Here is a 20,614-nt window from a genome sequence, read left to right on the forward strand (position 1 = left end):
GAGGGTGGCGAAGCCGGAGAGCAGGGCGGTGCGGAGCATGGCGGGAGTTCCTTGTCGTTCAGGGTTTGGGAAGGGAGACGAGACCGGTTCCGCTTGGCCTCTCGGGCCGTCCTGCGTGTCGCCGTCTCGATGACCAGACCCTACCCCTCCCCCGATCCCCCGGCTGTGAGCCGGGCCACAATCCCCCACGCTTTCCCGAAGCACCGATCGCACAGGCCGTTTATGCGTTCGCAAGCCCGCCCCACGCCGGGGCTGTTCCCGTCATGGCAGCGTGATACAGTCCACACTTTCCACACTCCATCACGCTGCGGCACGATCCAAGCGAAGGCTTCCGGGACCAAGCATGACGACGCGTTCAATCGCCGACGATATCTCCGCCATCGGCCGGATCAGCGCGGTCCCGGCCATGCTTCAGGTGATCTGCGAGACGACCGGCCTGCGCTTCGCCGCCGTCGCGCGGGTCACGGGGAGTTCCTGGACCGCCTGCGCGGTTCTCGACCAGATCGGCCTGGGCCTGAAGGTCGGCGGCGAACTCGACCTGGTATCGACGCTGTGTCACGAGATCCACGCCTCGCATGAGCCCATCGTGATCGACAACGTCAGCGAGGACACGAAGTACTGCAACCACCACACACCCAAAATCTATGGCTTCCAGAGCTACATCTCGGTGCCCGTGTTCCAGAAGGACGGCAGTTTCTTCGGAACCATCTGCGCGCTCGATCCCCTGCCGGCGCATCTGTCGGAACCGAAGGTCCCGGCGATGCTGACTTCCTTCGCCAAGCTGCTGGCGATGCAACTGGAGGCCGAGGAGGGGTTCGAGCGGACCGAAGCCGCCCTGCTGGACGCGCGACAAACCGCCGAACTGCGGGAGCAGTTCATCGCCGTTCTCGGGCACGACCTGCGCAACCCGCTGTTCGGCATCACGTCGGGCGCCGAATACCTGCTCCGCCGGCCGCTCGACGCCACCGTCGCCAAGGTTGTGGACCGCATGCTGGCCAGCGGCCGGCGGGCGTTGCGGCTGGTCGACGACGTGCTGGATTTCGCGCGCGGCCGCCTCGGCCACGGCATTCCGCTCGATGTCCGCGACTGCCACGATCTGACGGCGACCCTGGGCCAGGTCGTCTCCGAGCTGCGCAGCGCCCATCCCGGCCGGACCATCCGGAGCACGATCGGCCCGGTGGACGGCATCCGCTGCGACGGCGACCGGATCGCCCAGCTCCTGTCGAATCTCGTCGCCAACGCGCTGACCCACGGGGCCGCCGACGGGGCCGTGGAAGTGGTGGCGCAGCAGCAGGGCGGCGTTTTCACCCTGTCCGTCACCAACCAGGGCCGCCCCATCCCGGCCGACGTCATCCCCCGCCTGTTCCAGCCCTATTGGCGGCCCGCCAGCGACACGCCGCAGGACGGGCTGGGGCTGGGGCTGTACATCACCGGCGAGATCGCCCGGTCGCATGGCGGCCGGATGGAGGTGGCGTCGTCGCCGGACGGGACGACCTTCACCTTCACCCTGCCGCCCGGCGCAACGGTTTCCTGACGCTCAGGCCGCCCGGATCCCGGTGAGGAAGGTCTCCACTTGGCCACGCAGGGTCGATGCCTGCCGCGACAGGCCATGCGAGGCCTCCAGCACCTGACCGGCCGCCACCCCTGTTTCGGTCGACGCGTCGCTGACGTGGCGGATGTTGCCCGTCACCTCCTCGGTCCCCTGGGCCGCCTGCTGGATGCTGCGGGTGATTTCCAGGGTGGTGGCGTTCTGCTCCTCGATGGCGGACGCGATGATCGAGGCGATCTCGCTGATCGTCGTGATGGTGTCGCCAATCTGCCCGATGGCCGCGACGGTGCCCTGGGTCGCGCTCTGGACGCCGTCGATCTGGGCCGCGATCTCCTCGGTGGCGCGGGCGGTCTGGTTGGCCAGCGCCTTCACCTCGCTTGCCACGACGGCGAAGCCCTTCCCGGCCTCCCCCGCCCGCGCCGCCTCGATGGTGGCGTTCAGCGCCAGCAGATTGGTCTGGGCGGCGATGTTCTGGATCAGCCCGACCACCTCGCCGATGCGCGACGCCGCCTCGGCCAGCCCGCGCACCGACGCCGTGGTCGCCTGGGCCTGGGAGACCGCCTTGCCGGCGATCTGGTTGGAGCGGGCGACCTGCCGGCTGATCTCCTGGATCGAGGCGGCCATCTCCTCCGTCGCGGCGGCCACGGTCTGCACGCTGGCCGACGTCTGCTCCGACGCCCCGGCCGACGCGCTGGCCCGGTGATTGGTCTGCTCGGCCAGCCGGCTCATGGTCTCGGCGGTGCCGCTGAGCTGCGTGGAGGCCGACGCGACCCCGCCCAACAGGCTGCCGACCGCGCGGTCGAACTCGCGCACCATCGCCTCGACGGTCGCCGTCCGGCGTTCCTTGGCGAGGCGTTCCTCCGCCTGGGCCGCCTCCAGCCGCACACGCTCCAGGGCGTTGTCCTTGAAGATCTGCAACGCCTTGGCCATGCCGCCGACCTCATCCCGGCGGTCCTGATCGGTCACCGCGATGTCGAGCGTGCCGCCGGCCAGATCCCGCATGCCGTTTGTCAGCCGCTGGATCGGGGCGGAGACCGTGTGCCGCACCATCAGGATGGCGACGCCGAAGCTGGCGGCGATGCCCAGCGCGGCGGCCAGGATCGACCAGAAGCGCGATTCGTGGAACGCCTCGGTGGCCTGCCGCGAGCTTTCGGTCATGCCTTGGTTGGTCTGGTCGATCATCCGGCGCAAGCTGTCGAGGATGGACTGGAATTTCGGATCGAACCGCTCCTCCATCATGCGCACGGCCCGCTGGTCATCGTTGGCCAGCGCCAGCGCCACCACCGCGCGGCCGACGCCGGCCATGCCCTCGAAGCCGTCGCGCGCCGCCCGCATGTCCGTCGCGAGCGCCGGCTGCGCCTTCGTCACCAGACCGAGCCGCTCGTCGAAGACCGCGATCTGCTTGTCGATGGCGGCGGACAGCGCGGGCATTTTCGCCGCGTCGTCCTCGGCCACCAGGGCGTAGATCAGGCGCCCGGTCTCGTTCAGGGTCGAGGTCGCACGGGCCAGCCAGATCGCCGCCTCGGCGTCCTGCTCCAGCAGCGTGGTGTAGCGCTGATCCAGCCGGTCGAGCTGGATCACCCCGTTGGCGGTCAGGCCGATCGACAGCATCGCCATCAGCAGCAGGGTGGACAGCACCTTGTAGACCAATTTGAGATTCTGAAAGGCCATACGGCCGCCTCCGGTCTGCTGGCATCGGCGATGCCTTCTGCGATTAGGAGGTATGCTGACAGCCCGGCCGGTCAAATGAAAGAACTGTGATTTTCTTTGAAGCTTAGAAATTTATCGAAACAAAAACCGTATCACCCCGATTAATATTTCGCGCGTCCGTGAATTTCCGAAGTCCGTCAATTGCAGAAAGCAATCGTCGTTCTTTTGTTTCTCGCTCTGGATTGGAAAAATCCGACCTTTCGAACGAAGAGAAACGCCAGATGACGGTCACGCCAGCATGTTCACCGCCTGCGGGCCGGTCTCCACGCCATCCGCCGCAACCGCATCGACCGTCATTTCGCCGGTTTCGTCCCCGCCCGCCGTATCGTCGGACAAACCCAACGCATCGGTGATCGCGACGCCGGAGCCGAAGGCCGCCTGACGCAGGGCGTTCACCTCCTTCTGCGCGCCGTCGACCAGCTTGTCGTCGGCCTTGAAGCGCTCGCGCCGCTCCTTGCGGCGCTCCTCAGACTCGTCGGCCATGTTGGCGACCTTCGCCTCGCCCAGCACCTGCTTGGCGACGTGCAGCACCGCCTCGACCCGCCGCCCGAAGCCGTCGGCTTCCTTGAAGCGGGACATCTTCCGGTCGTTGTCGGCGATCAGGCTCTGGATCAGGGCCTGGGAGAACTTACCGGCACGCCCGCCGCCGGCCAGCCCCTCGCCGTCCCGCAGGCCCGACAGCGCGCCGTCCACCATCCGCGCCAGCTCCGGCGGCAATTCGCCCTCCGGGGACGGCGCCGACGCGGCGGCCTCCCCGCTGGCGAGGTCGGCGGCAAGCTGCGCCGCCCCGGCGGCCCCGGCTTCGGCGTTGACGTCGGCGCTGGCGCCTGCATCGCCCCCCGCATCGGCGTCGCCCGATCCGAGCTTGACCGTCAGCGAGACCGACACCTCCGTCTGCTGCACGGTCAGGGTCGTCACCGTCGTCGTGCGCGTGGTCTCGGTGGAGCCGGCGGTCCCGGCCCCGCCGCCCAGCCCCATCTCCGCCGCGTTGGCGATGCCGGTGCCATACTCCTTGGCCGCCCGTCCGGCCTCCTTGCACAGCAGCGCCGCCTCATGGGCCAGACGCGCCAGCTTTTCCGGGTCGCCGCGCGCGAAGCGCATGGCCAGTTTCAGCTCGTCGATCTTGCGCTCGACCCGTTCCATCCGCTGTTCGGCCGACGCCTTGGGACCGCCGACGCGGATCGCCTCCTCCAGCGCCGCCTTGGCACTCGCGTGGTCGCGCAATTGGCGCGGCGTGAGCTGGAAGGCACCGGCGGCGCGCTCCGCCTTCTGGGCGAGCTGGCCCTGGGCGTCCTTGGCCTCGCTGTCCTTTTCCCACGGCTTCCTGGTCTGCTGCAGGCGGAACATCCCCGCCTGCGCGTCGGACAGCACGCTGAAAACGCCGTTCATGCCCATCGCCCTCCGGTTAGGCGGAACCACAGTCCTTCCCGGCAAAGTTTAGCACAAACGCACCCCTTGTCCATTTGCTCCAACCCCCGCGTGGAACCCTGAAGCCTCCGCTGTTGTTTCTTGCCCATCATCGGACGACACGGCGCGCGGCTGACCCCGCGCCCGTAGAAAACGGGACTTCCCAGGAGGAAATCAGAATGGCAGACCGCGACACGACCGACACCGGCCGCACCGGCTCGCAGGATACGGTGGCGGGCATGAAGCAGAGCGTCAAGCAGGCGGCCGACGCGGCGCTGGACGCCGGTCGCGACGGCGTCGACTCGGCCCAGGGCCGCATCCGCTCGCTGCTGGAGCAGCAGACCGACCGCGCCGCCGACCAGCTGGGCGGCGTCGCCAGCGCCCTCCAGAAGGCCGCCGACCAGTTGCAGGCCGAGAACAACGGCACCGCCGCCCAATACGCCGTCCAGGCGGCCGACCGGGTGGAGCGCGTGGCCGACATGCTGCGCCATTCCAGCCTCGACGACATCGTCGGCGAGGTGGAGGGCTTCGCCCGCCGCCAGCCCGAGCTGTTCATCGGCGGCGCCTTCGCGCTGGGCTTCCTGGCCGCTCGCTTCGTCAAGAGTTCCGGCGAGCGCCGCCTGCATGGCCAGACCACCGGCACGCTCCACAGCCGCACCGCCGCCGACACCGCGAACCGCCACGCCCGCCGCACCTCGGACTACCAGAGCGCCAAGGGTGACGTCGGCAGGTTCCCGAGCGGCACCGAGGCCGGCCGCTCCATGGCCGGCGGCATCGCCGACTCCGCGCTGCGCAGCCCGCGCCGCACGTCGGACCTGACGGACACGGCCACCAACACGCCCAAGCCGGCCACCGTCGGCATGCCGCTGTCGCGCGCGCCGGCCTCGGTGACCGGGCACAGCCCGGCGCCCTCGGGCGCCAGCACCTCGACCACCGCGCTGGGCAGCAGCACCGTGACCGGCCCGACCGGTAGCGGAACGACGGTCACCGGCAGCGGCCCGACCGCCATCAAGCCGCAAGGTCAGCGGCCATGAGCGCGGCCGAGAACCGCTACGACGATCCCCGGCGTCACGATTCCCGGCAGGACCGGCCGCTCGCCGGTCTGTTCGCCGACCTCGCGCGCGAGACCACCAATCTCGCCCGTTCGGAGATCGCGCTCGCCAAGGCCGAGCTGAGCGACAAGGCGGCCGAGGCGGCCGGCGGAGTCGCCTACATCGCTGCTGGCGGACTGGTCGCCTTCGCGGGCGTTTTGGTCCTTCTGGCGGCGGCGGTTCTCGGCCTGTCCACGGTGCTGGCCCCCTGGCTGGCCGCGCTGATCGTCGGCGTCGTCGTCGCTGCGGTCGGAGGCATCCTGGCCTATGTCGGCAAGAACCGGCTGAAGCCCGAAAACCTGCGCCCCCGCCGCACCATCGGCACCCTGAACGACGACAAGCGCTGGGCGGAGTCCCAACTCGCCCGATGAACGGCACACCGCCCACCGGCCCGGCGGCCAACCCGGACGCCACGCCCGACCTCGACACCCTGGAGGGCGAGATTCGCGCCAGCCGCGCGCGCATCGACGGCACCGTCGACGCGCTGCGCGGCCGGATCGCGCGGCTCAGCCCCCGAACCCTGATGGAGCGCACCATGAAGCACGCCTACACCCCGAACGACCGCGACGAGCATGGCTACCCGGTCCGCGAGCCGCAGTCCCGCCAGACGACCTCCCGCTCCTCCTCCGTGATCGGGAACGTCACCAGCAACCCGATCCCGCTCGCCCTGGTCGGCATCGGGCTGGGCTGGCTGGCGCTGTCGTCCACCGGCTACGACCGCCGCATCGCCCGCAGCAGCACCGTGCGCAACGTCCGTCACCGGGCCAGCGACGCCGTCGGCGGCGCGATGGACTACGCCCGCGACACCTTCAGCAGCGCCAGCGACAGCGTGCGCAACGCCGCCGGCTCGGTCTACGACAGCGCGTCGGACGCGGTCAGCGGGGCTTACGACAGCGCGTCGGGGGCCGTCAGCGGCGCCTACGACAGCGCCAGCGAGCGGGTGAGCGGGGCCGTCGGCGGCGCGTCCGGCCGCGTGTCGAACCGCCTGCCCTCGGTGCAGACCGGCGGCTCGCACATGCGCGAACGTCTGCACGGCGTCTCGTCCAGCATCTGGGAACTGGTCGAGGAGCACCCGGTCGTGGCCGGCGCCATGGGCATCGCGCTGGGCGCGGCCATCGGCGCCGCCCTGCCCTCCACCCAGTACGAGAACCGCTGGGTCGGCGACTACGCCGACGAGGCGACCGAGCGCGCCAAGGCCCTGGCCATGGACGCGCTGGATCGCGGCACCCGCGCCGCCCAGGCCGCCGTCGAGGCCGCCAAGGAGGAAGTGACCGAGGTGGCGAGCAACGCCACCGACGCCGCGCGAGAGGCCGCCCGCGAAGAGGTCAAGAAGCCGGCCTGACCCGCCGCTTCGGCCTGATCGAACGTCCATCCGGCAGACGACTTCGGCCCCGCGCCTTCCGCGCGGGGCCTTTTTCTTTTGACCGCGCGAGCCCCGCATGCGGCAGAATGACGCATCCGGTTCGACGTCCGGCATTTTCGCATGGCAGAAATGTATACCTTAGTGGCGCGCGCGGGCATTCCAGCGCCCTGTTCCGCCAGGGTTTCGCTTGACAAAGGGCCTATGAAGACCACCTAATCAGGACCGATTTAGTCCTGTATTCGGAGTCTCAACGTTTGTCCCCCGGGGTGCGCCCATGATCCGGCTCAGCAAGCTGACCGACTACGCCATCGTCGTTTTGAGCGAGATGGCGCGCCACGCCGGCACGGTCCACACCGTGTCCGTCCTGGCGGAACGCACGGGCGTGCCCGCCCCCACGGTGGCCAAGCTGATGAAGGCCCTGACCCCCGCCGGGCTGACGACCTCGCAGCGCGGCGCCGCCGGGGGTTATGCGCTGAACCGGCCCGCCGACGCAATCTCCATCGCGGAGATCATCACGGCGCTGGACGGCCCCATCGCGCTGACCGCCTGCGTGGACGGCGCCGAGAGCCAATGTGGGGTCGAGCGGCTCTGCCCGATGCGCGGCGGCTGGGAGAAGGTCAACCGCGCCATCCGTGGCGCCCTGGAGCAGGTCACCCTGGCGGACATGATGGTGCCCGTCCTGTTCCCGGCCCCCGCCGCCGCTCCCTCCCACGTCGTCGATGCGCCCGCCGCGCGTCCGGCCCACTGAACCCATTCCCAAGAGGACGAGGCAAGCCATGGCCGCCCAACCGGAAACCATCGATCAGGTCCGCGCCGTCACCGAGCAGAAGTACAAGTACGGCTTCACGACCGACATCGAATCCGACGTGGCGCCCAAGGGCCTCAACGAGGACATCGTCCGCTTCATCTCAGCCAAGAAGAACGAGCCGGAGTGGCTGCTGGAGTGGCGCCTGAAGGCCTTCCGCGTCTGGCAGACGATGGAGGAGCCGCAATGGGCCGCCGTCAGCTTCCCGCCGATCGATTACCAAGACGCGCATTACTACGCCGCGCCCAAGCAGAAGGCCGGGCCGAAGTCGCTGGACGAGGTCGATCCGGAACTGCTGAAGACCTACGCCAAGCTCGGCATCCCGCTGCGCGAGCAGGAGATCCTGGCCGGCGTCGAGGGGTCCGAGGGCAAGAGCCCGGCCATCGCCGTGGACGCCGTGTTCGACAGCGTGTCGGTCGCCACCACCTTCAAGGCCAAGCTGGAGGAGATGGGCATCATCTTCTGCGCGATCTCCGAAGCCGTGCAGAAGCACCCGGATCTCGTGAAGAAGTATCTGGGCTCCGTCGTGCCCTACACCGATAATTTCTACGCGACGCTGAACTGCGCGGTCTTCACCGACGGCAGCTTCGTCTACATCCCCAAGGGCGTCCGCTGCCCGATGGAGCTGTCGACCTATTTCCGCATCAACCAGGCCAACACCGGCCAGTTCGAGCGCACGCTGATCATCGCCGACGCGGGCAGCCACGTCAGCTACCTGGAAGGCTGCACGGCGCCCCAGCGCGACGAGAACCAGCTCCACGCCGCCGTGGTCGAGCTGGTGGCGATGGACGACGCGACGATCAAGTACTCGACGGTGCAGAACTGGTACCCCGGCAACGCCGAGGGCGTCGGCGGCATCTACAACTTCGTGACCAAGCGCGGCGCCTGCCGCGGCAAGAACTCGAAGATCTCGTGGACGCAGGTCGAGACCGGCTCGGCGATCACCTGGAAGTACCCGAGCTGCATCCTGCAGGGCGACAATTCGGTGGGCGAGTTCTATTCGGTCGCCATCACCAACAACTTCCAGCAGGCCGACACCGGCACCAAGATGATCCACATCGGCAAGAACACCCGCTCGACCATCGTGTCGAAGGGCATCTCGGCCGGCAAGGCGCAGCAGACCTACCGGGGGCTGGTGAAGATCCTGCCCAAGGCCGAGGGCGCGCGCAACCACACCCAGTGCGACAGCCTGCTCATCGGCGACCAGTGCGGCGCCCACACCGTGCCCTACATCGAGAGCCGCAACCGCTCCGCCCGCATCGAGCACGAGGCGACCACCGCCAAGATCAGCGACGACCAGCTCTTCTACTGCCGCCAGCGCGGCATCGCGGAGGAGGACGCCGTCTCGCTGATCGTCAACGGCTTCTGCAAGGAGGTCCTCAAGGAACTCCCCATGGAGTTCGCGGTGGAAGCCCAGAAGCTGGTGGGCATCAGCCTGGAAGGCAGCGTGGGGTAACCGCCCACGCCCGCCGCCCGCTCGCGGGATCTCGACAGCCAGTCTCCGGGACCAGACGAGCCCCCCGGACAGCCGAACGCCTGAAGGACCGAACCATGATCGAAATCAAGAATCTGCACGCCAAAGTGGACGGCAAGGACATCCTCAAGGGCGTCGACCTGACGATCCGCCCCGGCGAGGTCCACGCCATCATGGGTCCGAACGGCGCCGGCAAGAGCACCCTGTCCTACGTGCTGGCCGGCCGCGAGGGCTACGAGGTCACCGAAGGCTCCGTCACCTATTACGGCAAGGACCTGCTGGCCCTGGAGCCCGAGCAGCGGGCCGCCGAGGGCGTGTTCCTGGCCTTCCAGTACCCGGTGGAGATCCCTGGCGTCGCCAACACCACCTTCCTCAAGACCGCGATCAACGCCATGCGCAAGCATCGCGGTGAGAAGGAGCTGGACGCCATGCAGTTCCTCAAGCTGATCCGCGAGAAGACCAAGGCGCTCGGCATGTCGGACGAGATGCTCAAGCGCGCGGTCAACGTCGGCTTCTCCGGCGGCGAGAAGAAGCGCAACGAGACGCTCCAGATGGCCGTGCTGGAGCCGAAATTCGCCATCCTCGACGAGACCGACAGCGGGCTCGACATCGACGCGCTGAAGATCGTCGCCGAGGGCGTCAACGCGCTGCGCTCGCCCGAGCGTTCCATGCTGGTCATCACCCACTACCAGCGCCTGCTCGACTACATCGTGCCCGACCACGTCCACGTCCTGGCCGCCGGCCGCGTCGTGAAGTCGGGCGGCAAGGAACTGGCGCTGGAGCTGGAGAAGAACGGCTACCGCGACTTCGGCGTGAATGAGGCCGCGTGATGCTCACGACCACCTACGCGACGCGCGGCGCCGACCCCAGCACCGCCCCGGCCTTCCTGGCTCCGCTCGACCAGCTGAAGAGCGGCCTGCCGGGCGCCGCGCTGTCCTGGCTGCGCGACCTGCGCGAACAGGGCCGCGAGCGCTTCGCCGCCGTCGGCCTGCCGACGATCCGCAACGAGACGTGGCGCTACACCAACCTGCGCGACCTCACCAAGCTGGCCTTCCACCCGGCCGACGCCGCCGACGGCAACGTCCGCTTCGACGTGCTGCCCACGGTGCGGACGGAAGGGCAGACCGGCCCGCGCCTCGTCTTCGTGGACGGCCGCTTCCGCGCCGAACTGTCCTCGACCGAAGCGCTGCCGGCCGGCGTCGAGCTGCTGAGCCTCGCCGCCGCCTTCGCCAGCCACGGCGAGTTGATCGGCGAGCACCTCGGCCGCCTCGCCCTGGCCGACGACCGGCCGCTGGTGGCGCTGAACAGCGCCTTCCTGGCCGATGGCCCGGTGCTGCGCGTCGCGGCCGGCGTCGCGGTTGACCAGCCCATCGAGCTGGTCTTCGTCTCCGCCGGATCGGACGAGCGGCCGACCTCCTTCCACCCGCGCACGCTGATCGTGGCCGAGGCCGGAAGCCGCGCCGTGGTGGTCGAGCATCACATCGGCTGCGGCACCGGCACGACGCTGGCCAACCACGTCGCCGAGGTCTTCGTCGGCGAGGGCGCCACGCTGTACCACTACAAGGCCCAGCGCGAGACGGCGTCCGCCTTCCACCTGTCGCACACGGCGGCGACGGTGGCCAAGGACGGCTGCTACGACAACTTCATCCTGACGCTGGGCGCCCGGCTGTCGCGCAACGAGGTGACCAGCGTGCTCGCCGGCACCGACGCGCGGACGCATGTCAGCGGCGGCTACATGGTGCGCGGCAGCCAGCACGCCGACACCACCACCCTGATCGACCACGCCCAGCCCAACGGCACCAGCCGGGAGGTCTACAAGGGCGTCATCGACGACACCGGACGCGCCGTGTTCCAGGGCAAGATCATCGTCCGCCCGCAGGCCCAGAAGACCGACGGGCACCAGTTGAACCGCGCGCTGCTGCTCTCCGACACGGCCGAGATCGACGCCAAGCCGGAGCTGGAGATCCACGCCGACGACGTGAAGTGCAGCCACGGCTGCACCGCCGGCGAACTGGACGACGCCGCCCTCTTCTACCTGCGCGCCCGCGGCATCGACCAGGAGACCGCGCGCGGCCTGCTGATCGGCGCCTTCCTGGGCGAGGCCATGGAGGAGATCGCCGAGGAACCGGTCCGCGACGCCTTCCAGGCGCTCGTTTCCGGCTGGCTGGAGGAAAAACGCTGATGCCCGACGCCGACGCCATCCTGAGCGCCCAGAGGTCCGTTGAGGCCTACGACGTCCTGCGCGTCCGCGAGGATTTCCCGATCCTCGCCCGCAGCGTCCACGCCCGGAAGGGAAAGCCCGGAAAGCCGCTGGTCTATCTCGACAGCGGCGCCTCGGCCCAGAAGCCGCGCCAGGTCATCCAGGCGATGACGCGCTTCCTGGAGGAGGATTATTCCAACATCCACCGGGGCGTGCATTTCCTGTCGCAGACCGCCACCGACCAGTTCGAGGCGGTGCGGACCAAGGTCGCGCGCTTCATCAACGCGCCGAGCGACCGCTGCATCGTCTTCACCCGCAGCTCCACCGAGGCGATCAACCTCGTGGCGGCCAGCTACGGCCGGACCTTCCTGTCGGAAGGCGACGAGGTCATCCTCTCGATCATGGAGCACCACGCCAACATCGTGCCGTGGCAGCTTCTCCAGGCCGAGAAGAAGATCGTCATCAAGGTCGTGCCCTGCGACGAGGACGGCGTCCTCGACATGGACGCCTACAAGGGCCTTCTCTCCGACCGCACCAGGCTGGTGGCGATCACCCACTGCTCGAACGTGCTCGGCACCGTGACTCCCGCCAAGGCCATCGCGGCGCTGGCGCATGAGCGCGGCGTGCCGGTGCTGTTCGACGGCAGCCAGGCCGTGGTCCACGGCCGGGTCGACGTGCAGGACATCGACGCCGACTTCTACGTCTTCACCTCCCACAAGCTCTACGGCCCGACAGGGCTGGGCGTGCTCTACGGCAAGTACGACCTGCTCAAGCGCATGCCCCCCTATCAGGGCGGCGGCGACATGATCGAGTCCGTCAGCTTCGAGGGCACCACCTTCAAGGCCCCGCCCTCGCGCTTCGAGGCCGGCACCCCGCCGATCACCGAGGTCATCGGGCTGGGCGCCGCCATCGACTACGTCGAGGCTCTCGGCCGCGACGCCATTGCGGTGCACGAGCACGATCTGCTGAACTACGCCACCCAGCAGCTCTCCCGGATCGAGGGGCTGCGCATCGTCGGCACGGCGCCCGGCAAGGGACCGATCGTCTCCTTCGCGCTGGACGGCGTCCACCCGCACGACGTCGGGACCATCGTGGACCAGTACGGCGTCGCCGTCCGCGTCGGGCGCCACTGCGCCGAGCCGCTGGCCGAGCGCTTCGGGGTCGGCCCGACGGTCCGCGCCTCCTTCGGCCTGTACAACACCCGCGCGGAGGCCGACGCTCTGGTCGAGTCCCTCCAGGCGGTCAAGGAGTTCTTCGGAGCATGATGGACGACCTGCGCGAGCTGTACCAGGAGGTGATCCTGGACCACGGCAAACACCCCCGCAACTTCCGCCATCCCGACGACGCCAACCGCGAGGCGAAGGGCGAGAACCCGATGTGCGGCGACCGCTTCATGGTCTACCTGACCCTGAAGGACGGCGTCGTCGCCGACGTGGCCTTCCAGGGGCGCGGCTGCGCCATCTCCACCGCCAGCGCCTCGATGATGACGGAGCTGGTGCAGGGCAAGACGGCGGCGGAGGCCGAGGTTCTGTTCCACGCCTTCCACGACCTCTGCACCAAGGACGAGGACGAACAGGGCGCCCATGGCGACGTGGACGAGGAGACCATGGAAAAGCTGATGGTGATGTCCGGCGTACGCCAGTTCCCGGTGCGGGTGAAATGCGCCACGCTGGCGTGGCACGCCATGAACGCGGCCCTGCACGGTCAGGATTCCGCTTCCAGCGACCAGTATTGAGACGGGGTGACCGCGATGACCGAACATTCCTTGAGCCAGCCATCCGCCAGCTCCGAAGCTCCGGCGCCGACGAACCCGCTTGCCCCGCCTCCCGGCTACGACCCGCGCGAAGAACTGATGGACAGGGTCGTGGCGGCGATCAAGACCTGCTACGACCCCGAGATCCCGGTGGACATCTGGGAACTTGGCCTGATCTACCGCGTGGACATGGATGGGGAGCGCAACGTCGAGATTGACATGACGCTGACCAGCCCCATGTGTCCGGTGGCCGGCGAACTTCCCGAACAGGTCCGTCAGGCCGTGCTGGGCGTGGAGGACGTGAACGAGGTCAAGATCGACCTCGTCTGGGAGCCGCCCTGGCACCAGGGCATGATGTCCGAGGTCGCCCGCGTCCAGCTGGACATGTTCTGAGCCGTTCGAGAGCAAGCCGAGTACAGGGAGTATCACTGCCATGGCCCGTTCGCTTCCCAAGGCGCTCACCATCACCGACAACGCCGCCGACCGCGTGAAGGCGCTGATGTCCAAGGCGACCGACGACATCGTCGGGCTTCGCATCGGCGTGAAGGCGCGCGGCTGCTCCGGCCTCAGCTACGACGTGCAGTACGCCAAGGAGAAGCTGAAGTTCGACGAGGTGGTGGAGGACAAGGGCGTCACCATCCTGATCGACCCCGCCGCCGTGATGTTCCTGATCGGCAGCGAGATGGATTACGTGGACGACAAGTTCCAGACCGGCTTCGTGTTCAAGAATCCGAACGAGAAGGGCCGGTGCGGGTGCGGGGAAAGCTTCCACGTCTGACCCGGCCACGCGGAGGGCGGGAACAGCCCATCACTGGATTCCCGCATGATTTTGGCCGCCACGCTGCTTTGCGCATGACGATGTCCTCAACCGGGCAAGGTTGGGGGTGCCGCATGGTTCGGCGCATTCCAGGCTGAAGTCATTCCGCTCAGGACATGCGCATCGTGCCCTGCGTCTCGCAGGCCGCGTCCACTTCGGCCAGCAAACGCGCGTGGCTTCTCTCGACGCGCGCGCTGTCCAGGGATTGGCACGCCTGACAAAGCTCCCGGGCCGCCTCGACGATCCGAAAGTAACCGAACATCCCCGCCGAGCCGATGAACCGGTGCGCTTCCTCGTGCAGGGCATTCCAGTCGGTACGGGGATCGGGAAATTCGGCCTTCGCGCTTCTCAACCAGTCGAAGAACACAGCCTGCAATTCGTCCATCTTCTCCTGGCCGAGGCTGGAGACCATGGCCCGATACATCTCCGGGTCAAGCGTCGGCGGGTTCGGCGCCGCGCCCGAGGAACGCCGTTGCTCGAGGCTGCGCTTCACGATGGACAGAAGATCCTTGGGCAGAAAGGGTTTGGCGAGGTGCCCGTCCATGCCGGCCGACAGGCAGTTCCGGATGTCCTCCTCGACCACGCTCCCCGTCAACGCCCAGATGGGGATGCGCGCGTAGCCATCGCCGAGCGCGCGAATCGCGCGCGTGGCGCCCACACCGTCCAGCACCGGCAGATGCACGTCCATGAGAACGAGATCGAACCGGTCGCGCTGGATCTTGTCGACCGCCTCGGCACCGTCCGCGGCAAGGGCAACCCGGTAGCCGTCCCTCTCCAGGATCGTCCGGGTCAGGAACTGGTTGACGCGGCTGTCCTCCACCAGCAGAATCCGCGCCCTCGGACCGCTGTCCGCCGGCGCACAGTCCACCGTTTCCACCATGTTCTTCACAGGTTCGGAGCCCACCGCGAGGGGGACGGAAAACCAGAACGCGCTTCCCTGACCGGCGACGCTCTCGAAACCGATCGTTCCCCCCATCAACTCGACAAGCGACTTGCAGATCGACAATCCCAATCCGGTGCCGCCATACTCTCGCGCGACGGCGGAATTCGCTTGGTTGAACCGCTTGAAAAGGCGTCCCTGCTGGTCGGCCGGAACGCCGATGCCGGTGTCTTGAACGGTGATTTTCAGGAGAATCCGGCTCTCACCGATGCTTTCCTGCCCCATCGAAAGCCGAACCTCTCCCTTCGCCGTGAACTTCAGCGCGTTGCTCAGGAAGTTGTTGACCACCTGTTGCAAGCGGGTTGGGTCTCCTTGAAGCCAGCGCGCCGTCCCGGACGTCTCGCCGATCACGAGGGCGAGATCCTTGGCATCCGCCATCGGTCTGGACAACGCCATCGCCTCTTCCAGCATCGCCACGACATCGAAATCGATGACTTCCAAACGGATCCCGCCGGCTTGGGCTTTTGAATAATCCAAAATGTCATTGATGATCGCCATGAGATGGCGACCGGCAATTCTTTGATGCAGAACCCATTCCTTCTGCTGCTCATCAAGACCGGAATTGGTGAGAAGCTCGGAGAAACCGATGATTCCGGTCAACGGTGTCCGCAATTCATGACTCATGACCGCAAGGAATGTGGATTTCTCATCGCTTTCCCGGTGCGCGTTGACCAGATTGGCCGACAGTACTTCCGTCTTATCCTCCAACATTCCAACGCTGCGCCAGCCGATCCACAGCCCAAAGGCGATCATGACGACAAGCAAGGCCCCGCCGCCGCCGATCAGAAGCCATCGCGTCGATTGGTACGAAGCCTCCGCCACGCTTTCCGGAATGCCGATGCCCAGATACCAGCCGGAACCGCCCAGCGGCACGACCGCCCCATAGGATGGGATCCCGTCCTTCGTGATCACCTTCTCCAAACCGGTGCGTCCGGTTCGGATGTTCCGAACGATGTCGGAGGTGGGGGACAAGCCGACGAAGCGTTCGGCGTTTTCGCTGCGCGCCAGGATGGTCAGCCGGCGATCGATCAGGGCCGCGATCCAGCCTTTGGCGGAGAACTCCGCGTGCAGCAGGTTGTTGAACATCTGGGGATCGAGGATTTCCGACAGGACATAGCGAACCTTGCCGTCACGCAGAACAGGGACCCGCACGGCAAACATGCCGTTCACCAAATCCCCAACCGCCGGCTTCCCTGTCGCCCAGACCCGCTTCAGGCTGTCGGCTTCCCAGATGGGCGGCTTCCGGCCCTTTCCCAGACGAAGGTTGAGGAGTTGCTGGTCCTCGTCGTTCAGGACGATGGTGTAGACGGCAGGACGTTCCCTCCACGCCAATTCGGCGGCGACGCGGAAGCCATCCAGATCGGCGGCATCCAGAGTTTTCGAAATTGCGATTCCCGACAGATAGGCGATTTCCTGGGCCAAAATCTGCTGAACGCTGTCGGACACCTTTTCCAGTTGATCGTTGAGACGCTCGTGCAGCATCTGGCTTTGTACATAGGACACCGCAGCGAGAAGCAGAAGCACGTAAGCGGCCAACGGCAAGAGCGCCAGCGACAGCCAACGGCGGCGGCATCCCTTTGCTTTGAGCATGCTCCACAGGGGCCGGAAACCGTTTTGGATCCGGAGCGTTTCGCTGGCTAGGGGCTGGAGCGTCATGATGGATACGCCGTCCTCATTGCTTGCTTCGTCGATACTGTCGGCTGCACCGGAACCTCCCCCAAGGGAAAATCCTTTCATCGCAACGATTGGATGAATAGAGACTTCATGAGGAAAATCTTTGTGTACAAATAAATTAAAAACTTAAGGAAATTCCCCAAAAATACGAGATATCACATAATAAAAAACCCGCAGCAATTGAAACTTTCCTGATGGCATTTGGAAATTATATTAACGATAAAATCTTACTGTTGCATCAATCATTAATGGAAAAGCAAAGCTGTAAACATGATGCTCATTAAGTTAATAATCATTAATAATAAAGACTTTGTGAGCTAACACTCACCCCCTTCCTTTCATGGCATTTCATTAGAATTCTCTATCACACGATTGGAATGTTAATGCAAGCCATTGAAAGCGTCCCTCCTCGGCGCGGCACGGGCCTTGCCACGTCAAGCTCGACCATGGTCGGAGGGTTTGGCAGCCGGCGCCGGGCAAAAAGGCGGTCGCCCAACGGTGCGCTCTCCCCCATTCCCACAGGGGACAGCCCCGGATCGCCTTGCTACAGTCCCCTTCGGCAGAACCCTCGCGAACGACTGAGCAGAGACAAGGCATCATGGACAAAGGCACGCCGAAGGCCATCCGACTCCAGGATTACCGCCCGACCGCCCATCTGATCGACACGGTCGATTTGCACGTCGATCTGGGCGAGGATTTCACCACGGTCCGTGCGGTGCTGGCGATCCGCCGCAACCCGGCCCGCCCCGACGCCGCCGCCACCCCTCTGACGCTCGACGGCCAACGGCTGGAGCTGGTGTCGGTGACGCTCGATGGCCAGACGCTGGGGGCGGAGGCCTACACGCTCACGCCCGACCACCTGACCCTCGCCGAGGTCCCGGACCGCTTCACGCTGGAGACCGTGGTCCGCATCAAGCCGCAGGAGAACACGGCGCTGGAGGGGCTCTACAAGTCGTCGGGCAACTTCTGCACCCAATGCGAGGCCGAGGGCTTCCGCAAGATCACCTATTTCCTCGACCGCCCCGACGTGATGGCGCGCTACAGCACCACCATCACCGGCGACAAGGCGCGTTACCCGGTCCTGCTGTCGAACGGCAACCTTGCCGACTCGGGCGATATCGGCGACGGCCGCCACTGGGCGCGTTGGGAGGATCCCTTCCCCAAGCCCTGCTACCTGTTCGCGCTGGTCGCCGGGAACCTCGTCCACGCCGAGGACCGCTTCCGCACCGCGTCGGGCCGCGACGTCTGCTTGCGCATCTACGTCGAGCCGGGGAACGAGGACAAGGTCGACCACGCCATGCGCTCGCTGATCAAGTCGATGCGCTGGGACGAGGAGGTCTACGGCCTCGAATACGACCTGGACATCTTCAACATCGTCGCGGTCGGCGACTTCAACATGGGGGCGATGGAGAACAAGTCGCTCAACGTCTTCAACACCAAGTACATCCTGGCAAAGCCGGAGACCGCGACCGACACCGACTTCCTAAACATCGAGGCGGTCGTCGCCCACGAGTATTTCCACAACTGGACCGGCAACCGCGTCACCTGCCGCGACTGGTTCCAGTTGTCGCTGAAGGAAGGGCTGACGGTCTTCCGCGACCAGGAATTCTCCTCCGACCTGAACTCGCGCGCGGTCAAGCGGATCGCCGACGTGCAGGGGCTGCGCACCGTCCAGTTCCAGGAGGATTCCGGCGCCATGGCCCACCCGGTGCGGCCGGACAGCTACGTCGAGATCAACAACTTCTACACGCCTACCGTCTACAACAAGGGTGCGGAGGTCATCCGCATGATCCACACCCTGCTGGGGCCGGAGAAGTACCGGAAGGGCACCGACCTCTATTTCCAGCGCCACGACGGGCAGGCGGTGACCTGCGACGATTTCGTCGCCGCGATGGCTGACGCCAGCGGGGTCGACCTGTCGCAGTTCCAGCTCTGGTACCGGCAGTCCGGCACGCCGGAGCTCGACGTCTCCAGCGACTATGACGCAACGGCGAAGACCTACCGGTTGACGGTGCGCCAAACCGTGCCGCCGACGCCGGGCCAGCCGACCAAGCAGCCGATGCACATCCCGCTGGTGGTCGGCCTGCTCGGCCCCGACGGCGCCGACTTGCCCCTGCGTCTGGCCGGCGAGGACAAGGCGTCCGAAACCAGCCGCATCCTGCACGTCAGGGCCGAGACCCAGGTCTTCGAGTTCCAGGACATCGCCGCCCGCCCGGTGCCGTCGCTGCTGCGCGGCTTCTCCGCCCCGGTGAAGCTGAAGGCCGACGTCTCCGACGAGGAGCTGACCTTCCTGATGGCGCATGACAGCGACGCCTTCAACCGGTGGGAGGCCGGGCAGATCCTCGGCACCCGCATCCTGCTGGGGCTGGTCGCCGACCGGCGGGACGGCCGGGCGCTGGTGCTGCCCACCGCCTACGTCGCCGCCGTCGCCAAGATCCTGGAGGATTCAGACCGCGATCCCGCCTTCGCCGCGCAGGCGCTGGTGCTGCCCACCGAAGCCTATCTCGGCACCCAGATGGCGGTCATCGACCCCGACGGCATCCATGAGGTCCGCGAGTTCGCCCGCAAGACGCTGGCCGCCGCCCTGCGGTCGCAGTGGCTGGAGACCTATCGGCGGAACGCCACGGACGGCGCCTTCTCGGTGGACGCGGAGTCGATCGGCAAGCGGGCGCTGAAGAACCTCTGCCTCGCCTACCTGATGGCGCTGGAGGAGGACGAGGCGTTGGCCCTCGCTCTCGCCCAGTACCGCAACGGCGGGGCGATGACCGACGTGATCGCGACGGTCCAGTTCCTCGCCAGCGCCCAGGCGCCCGAGCGCGACGAGGTGCTCGCCTGCTTCTACGAACGCTGGAAGGGCGACGCGCTGGTGGTGGACAAGTGGTTCGGCGTGCAGGCGATGTCCAGCCGGCCGGACGCGCTGGCGCGGGTGACGGAGCTTCTCGGCCATCCGGCCTTCGAGATCCGGAACCCCAACAAGGTCTACGCGCTGATTGGCGGCTTCGCCAATGGCAACCCGGTCCGCTTCCACGACGCGGGTGGCGCCGGGTACCGCTTCCTCGCCGATCAGGTTCTGCGGTTGAACCCGATAAACCCGCAGGTTGCGGCCCGGTTGATGGGTCCGTTCTCCCGCCTGCGGCGCTATGACGCGGCCCGCCAAGGGCTGATGAAGGCCGAGCTGGAGCGCATCGTTGCCACGCCGGGGCTGTCCCCGGATGTCTACGAGGTGGCGAGCAAGAGCCTGGACGCCGCCGGCTGACCTCGGACGGGCGGTCCAACGAAAAGGGCCGGAGGTTTCCCTCCGGCCCTTTTCGCATCCAGGCCCTTGGGCCTTCGTGGATTACTTCTGCTCGCTCAGGAAGGCGATCAGATCGGCGCGCTTGGCGTCGTCCTTGAGACCGGCGAAGGCCATCGTGCCGCCGGGGACGATCTCCTTGGGAGCCTTGATGTAGGCATCCAGGTTCTCGGCCGTCCAGACATAGCCGGCGGTGCCCTTTTCCTTCATCGGGGCCGAGTAACGGAAGCCGTCGATCGAGGCGGCGGGGCGGCCGACCACGCCGAACAGCGACGGACCGACCTTGTTCTTGCCCGCTTCCGCGGTGTGGCAGGCCATGCAGACCTTGAACACGTCCTTGCCGGCGGCGGCGTCGGCGGCCTGCGCGGCGCCGGCTCCCAGGACGACGGAGGCGACCAGAGCCACGCCCATCAGATGCTTCTTCATTCTTCGGCTTCCCTTCCGAGTGATGGCCGGCCAAAGCGACGCCGGCCGAAAACGCGCGGCAGCATACACATTCCAAGGTCGGGGCCAACACCCCAACGTGCCGCCCTCAGCCT

17 protein-coding genes are annotated in these 20,614 nt (G+C 67.0%); 13 read left to right on the forward strand and 4 right to left on the reverse strand.

Annotated elements, in window-relative coordinates:
- The first annotated feature begins 343 nt into the window (after positions 1 to 343).
- Positions 344 to 1,534 carry a GAF domain-containing sensor histidine kinase gene (locus tag EJ913_RS26560; protein ID WP_127003630.1) on the forward strand — a complete coding sequence of 397 codons (1,191 nt, stop codon included), beginning with the start codon at positions 344 to 346 and terminating at the stop codon, positions 1,532 to 1,534.
- 3 nt (positions 1,535 to 1,537) lie between these two features.
- Here EJ913_RS26560 and EJ913_RS26565 read toward each other — a convergent pair whose 3' ends face one another.
- Entirely contained in the window at positions 1,538 to 3,220 is a 1,683-nt protein-coding gene (locus EJ913_RS26565) for a methyl-accepting chemotaxis protein (RefSeq protein ID WP_244939499.1), read from the reverse strand.
- Positions 3,221 to 3,487: 267 nt separating this feature from the next.
- Positions 3,488 to 4,648, reverse strand: coding sequence for a hypothetical protein (locus EJ913_RS31915; protein WP_185909947.1), 1,161 nt, complete (start codon positions 4,646 to 4,648; stop codon positions 3,488 to 3,490).
- 197 nt (positions 4,649 to 4,845) lie between these two features.
- Between EJ913_RS31915 and EJ913_RS31920 the strand changes: the two genes are divergently transcribed.
- From EJ913_RS31920 to EJ913_RS26625, 11 genes are all read left to right on the forward strand, one after another.
- Entirely contained in the window at positions 4,846 to 5,700 is an 855-nt protein-coding gene (locus EJ913_RS31920; RefSeq protein ID WP_185909948.1) for a hypothetical protein, read from the forward strand.
- Positions 5,697 to 6,128, forward strand: coding sequence for a phage holin family protein (locus tag EJ913_RS26580; RefSeq protein ID WP_127003632.1), 432 nt, complete (start codon positions 5,697 to 5,699; stop codon positions 6,126 to 6,128). Before EJ913_RS31920 ends, EJ913_RS26580 begins: the two co-directional genes overlap by 4 nt.
- Positions 6,125 to 7,099 (forward strand): hypothetical protein, encoded by a 975-nt coding sequence (locus EJ913_RS26585; protein ID WP_127003634.1) that lies wholly within the window; start codon positions 6,125 to 6,127, stop codon positions 7,097 to 7,099. Before EJ913_RS26580 ends, EJ913_RS26585 begins: the two co-directional genes overlap by 4 nt.
- Before the next feature lie 295 nt (positions 7,100 to 7,394).
- The gene (locus tag EJ913_RS26590) at positions 7,395 to 7,868 is read left to right on the forward strand and encodes an SUF system Fe-S cluster assembly regulator (RefSeq protein ID WP_127003636.1); all 474 of its coding nucleotides are present in this window, start codon (positions 7,395 to 7,397) and stop codon (positions 7,866 to 7,868) included.
- A gap of 28 nt (positions 7,869 to 7,896) precedes the next feature.
- On the forward strand, positions 7,897 to 9,381 hold the full coding sequence (gene sufB / locus EJ913_RS26595; protein ID WP_127003638.1) for a Fe-S cluster assembly protein SufB: 1,485 nt from the start codon (positions 7,897 to 7,899) through the stop codon (positions 9,379 to 9,381).
- Between the two features lie 95 nt (positions 9,382 to 9,476).
- Positions 9,477 to 10,229 (forward strand): Fe-S cluster assembly ATPase SufC, encoded by a 753-nt coding sequence (gene sufC, locus EJ913_RS26600; protein WP_127003640.1) that lies wholly within the window; start codon positions 9,477 to 9,479, stop codon positions 10,227 to 10,229.
- Positions 10,229 to 11,581: a Fe-S cluster assembly protein SufD gene (gene sufD, locus EJ913_RS26605; protein ID WP_127003642.1), complete on the forward strand. Its 1,353-nt coding sequence runs from the start codon at positions 10,229 to 10,231 to the stop codon at positions 11,579 to 11,581. Before sufC ends, sufD begins: the two co-directional genes overlap by 1 nt.
- Positions 11,581 to 12,864 (forward strand): cysteine desulfurase, encoded by a 1,284-nt coding sequence (locus EJ913_RS26610; RefSeq protein ID WP_127003644.1) that lies wholly within the window; start codon positions 11,581 to 11,583, stop codon positions 12,862 to 12,864. The genes sufD and EJ913_RS26610 overlap by 1 nt, the downstream gene beginning before the upstream one ends.
- Positions 12,861 to 13,334 carry a Fe-S cluster assembly sulfur transfer protein SufU gene (sufU, locus tag EJ913_RS26615; RefSeq protein ID WP_127003646.1) on the forward strand — a complete coding sequence of 158 codons (474 nt, stop codon included), beginning with the start codon at positions 12,861 to 12,863 and terminating at the stop codon, positions 13,332 to 13,334. The genes EJ913_RS26610 and sufU overlap by 4 nt, the downstream gene beginning before the upstream one ends.
- 15 nt (positions 13,335 to 13,349) lie before the next feature.
- A complete protein-coding gene (locus EJ913_RS26620) occupies positions 13,350 to 13,745 on the forward strand; it encodes an iron-sulfur cluster assembly protein (RefSeq protein ID WP_127003648.1) in 396 nt (131 codons plus the stop codon).
- 40 nt (positions 13,746 to 13,785) lie between these two features.
- The gene (locus EJ913_RS26625; protein WP_127003650.1) at positions 13,786 to 14,130 is read left to right on the forward strand and encodes a HesB/IscA family protein; all 345 of its coding nucleotides are present in this window, start codon (positions 13,786 to 13,788) and stop codon (positions 14,128 to 14,130) included.
- A gap of 148 nt (positions 14,131 to 14,278) precedes the next feature.
- On the opposite strand, the gene EJ913_RS26630 is transcribed toward EJ913_RS26625, so the two are convergent.
- Positions 14,279 to 16,765 (reverse strand): hybrid sensor histidine kinase/response regulator, encoded by a 2,487-nt coding sequence (locus EJ913_RS26630; protein WP_185909949.1) that lies wholly within the window; start codon positions 16,763 to 16,765, stop codon positions 14,279 to 14,281.
- 616 nt (positions 16,766 to 17,381) lie between these two features.
- Here EJ913_RS26630 and pepN point away from each other — a divergent pair.
- Positions 17,382 to 20,039 carry an aminopeptidase N gene (gene pepN / locus EJ913_RS26635; protein ID WP_127003654.1) on the forward strand — a complete coding sequence of 886 codons (2,658 nt, stop codon included), beginning with the start codon at positions 17,382 to 17,384 and terminating at the stop codon, positions 20,037 to 20,039.
- Positions 20,040 to 20,120: 81 nt separating this feature from the next.
- On the opposite strand, the gene EJ913_RS26640 is transcribed toward pepN, so the two are convergent.
- Positions 20,121 to 20,501, reverse strand: coding sequence for a c-type cytochrome (locus EJ913_RS26640; RefSeq protein ID WP_127003656.1), 381 nt, complete (start codon positions 20,499 to 20,501; stop codon positions 20,121 to 20,123).
- Between the last annotated feature and the right edge of the window lie 113 nt (positions 20,502 to 20,614).

This window comes from Azospirillum doebereinerae (assembly GCF_003989665.1).
Taxonomy (GTDB): Bacteria; Pseudomonadota; Alphaproteobacteria; order Azospirillales; family Azospirillaceae; genus Azospirillum; species Azospirillum doebereinerae.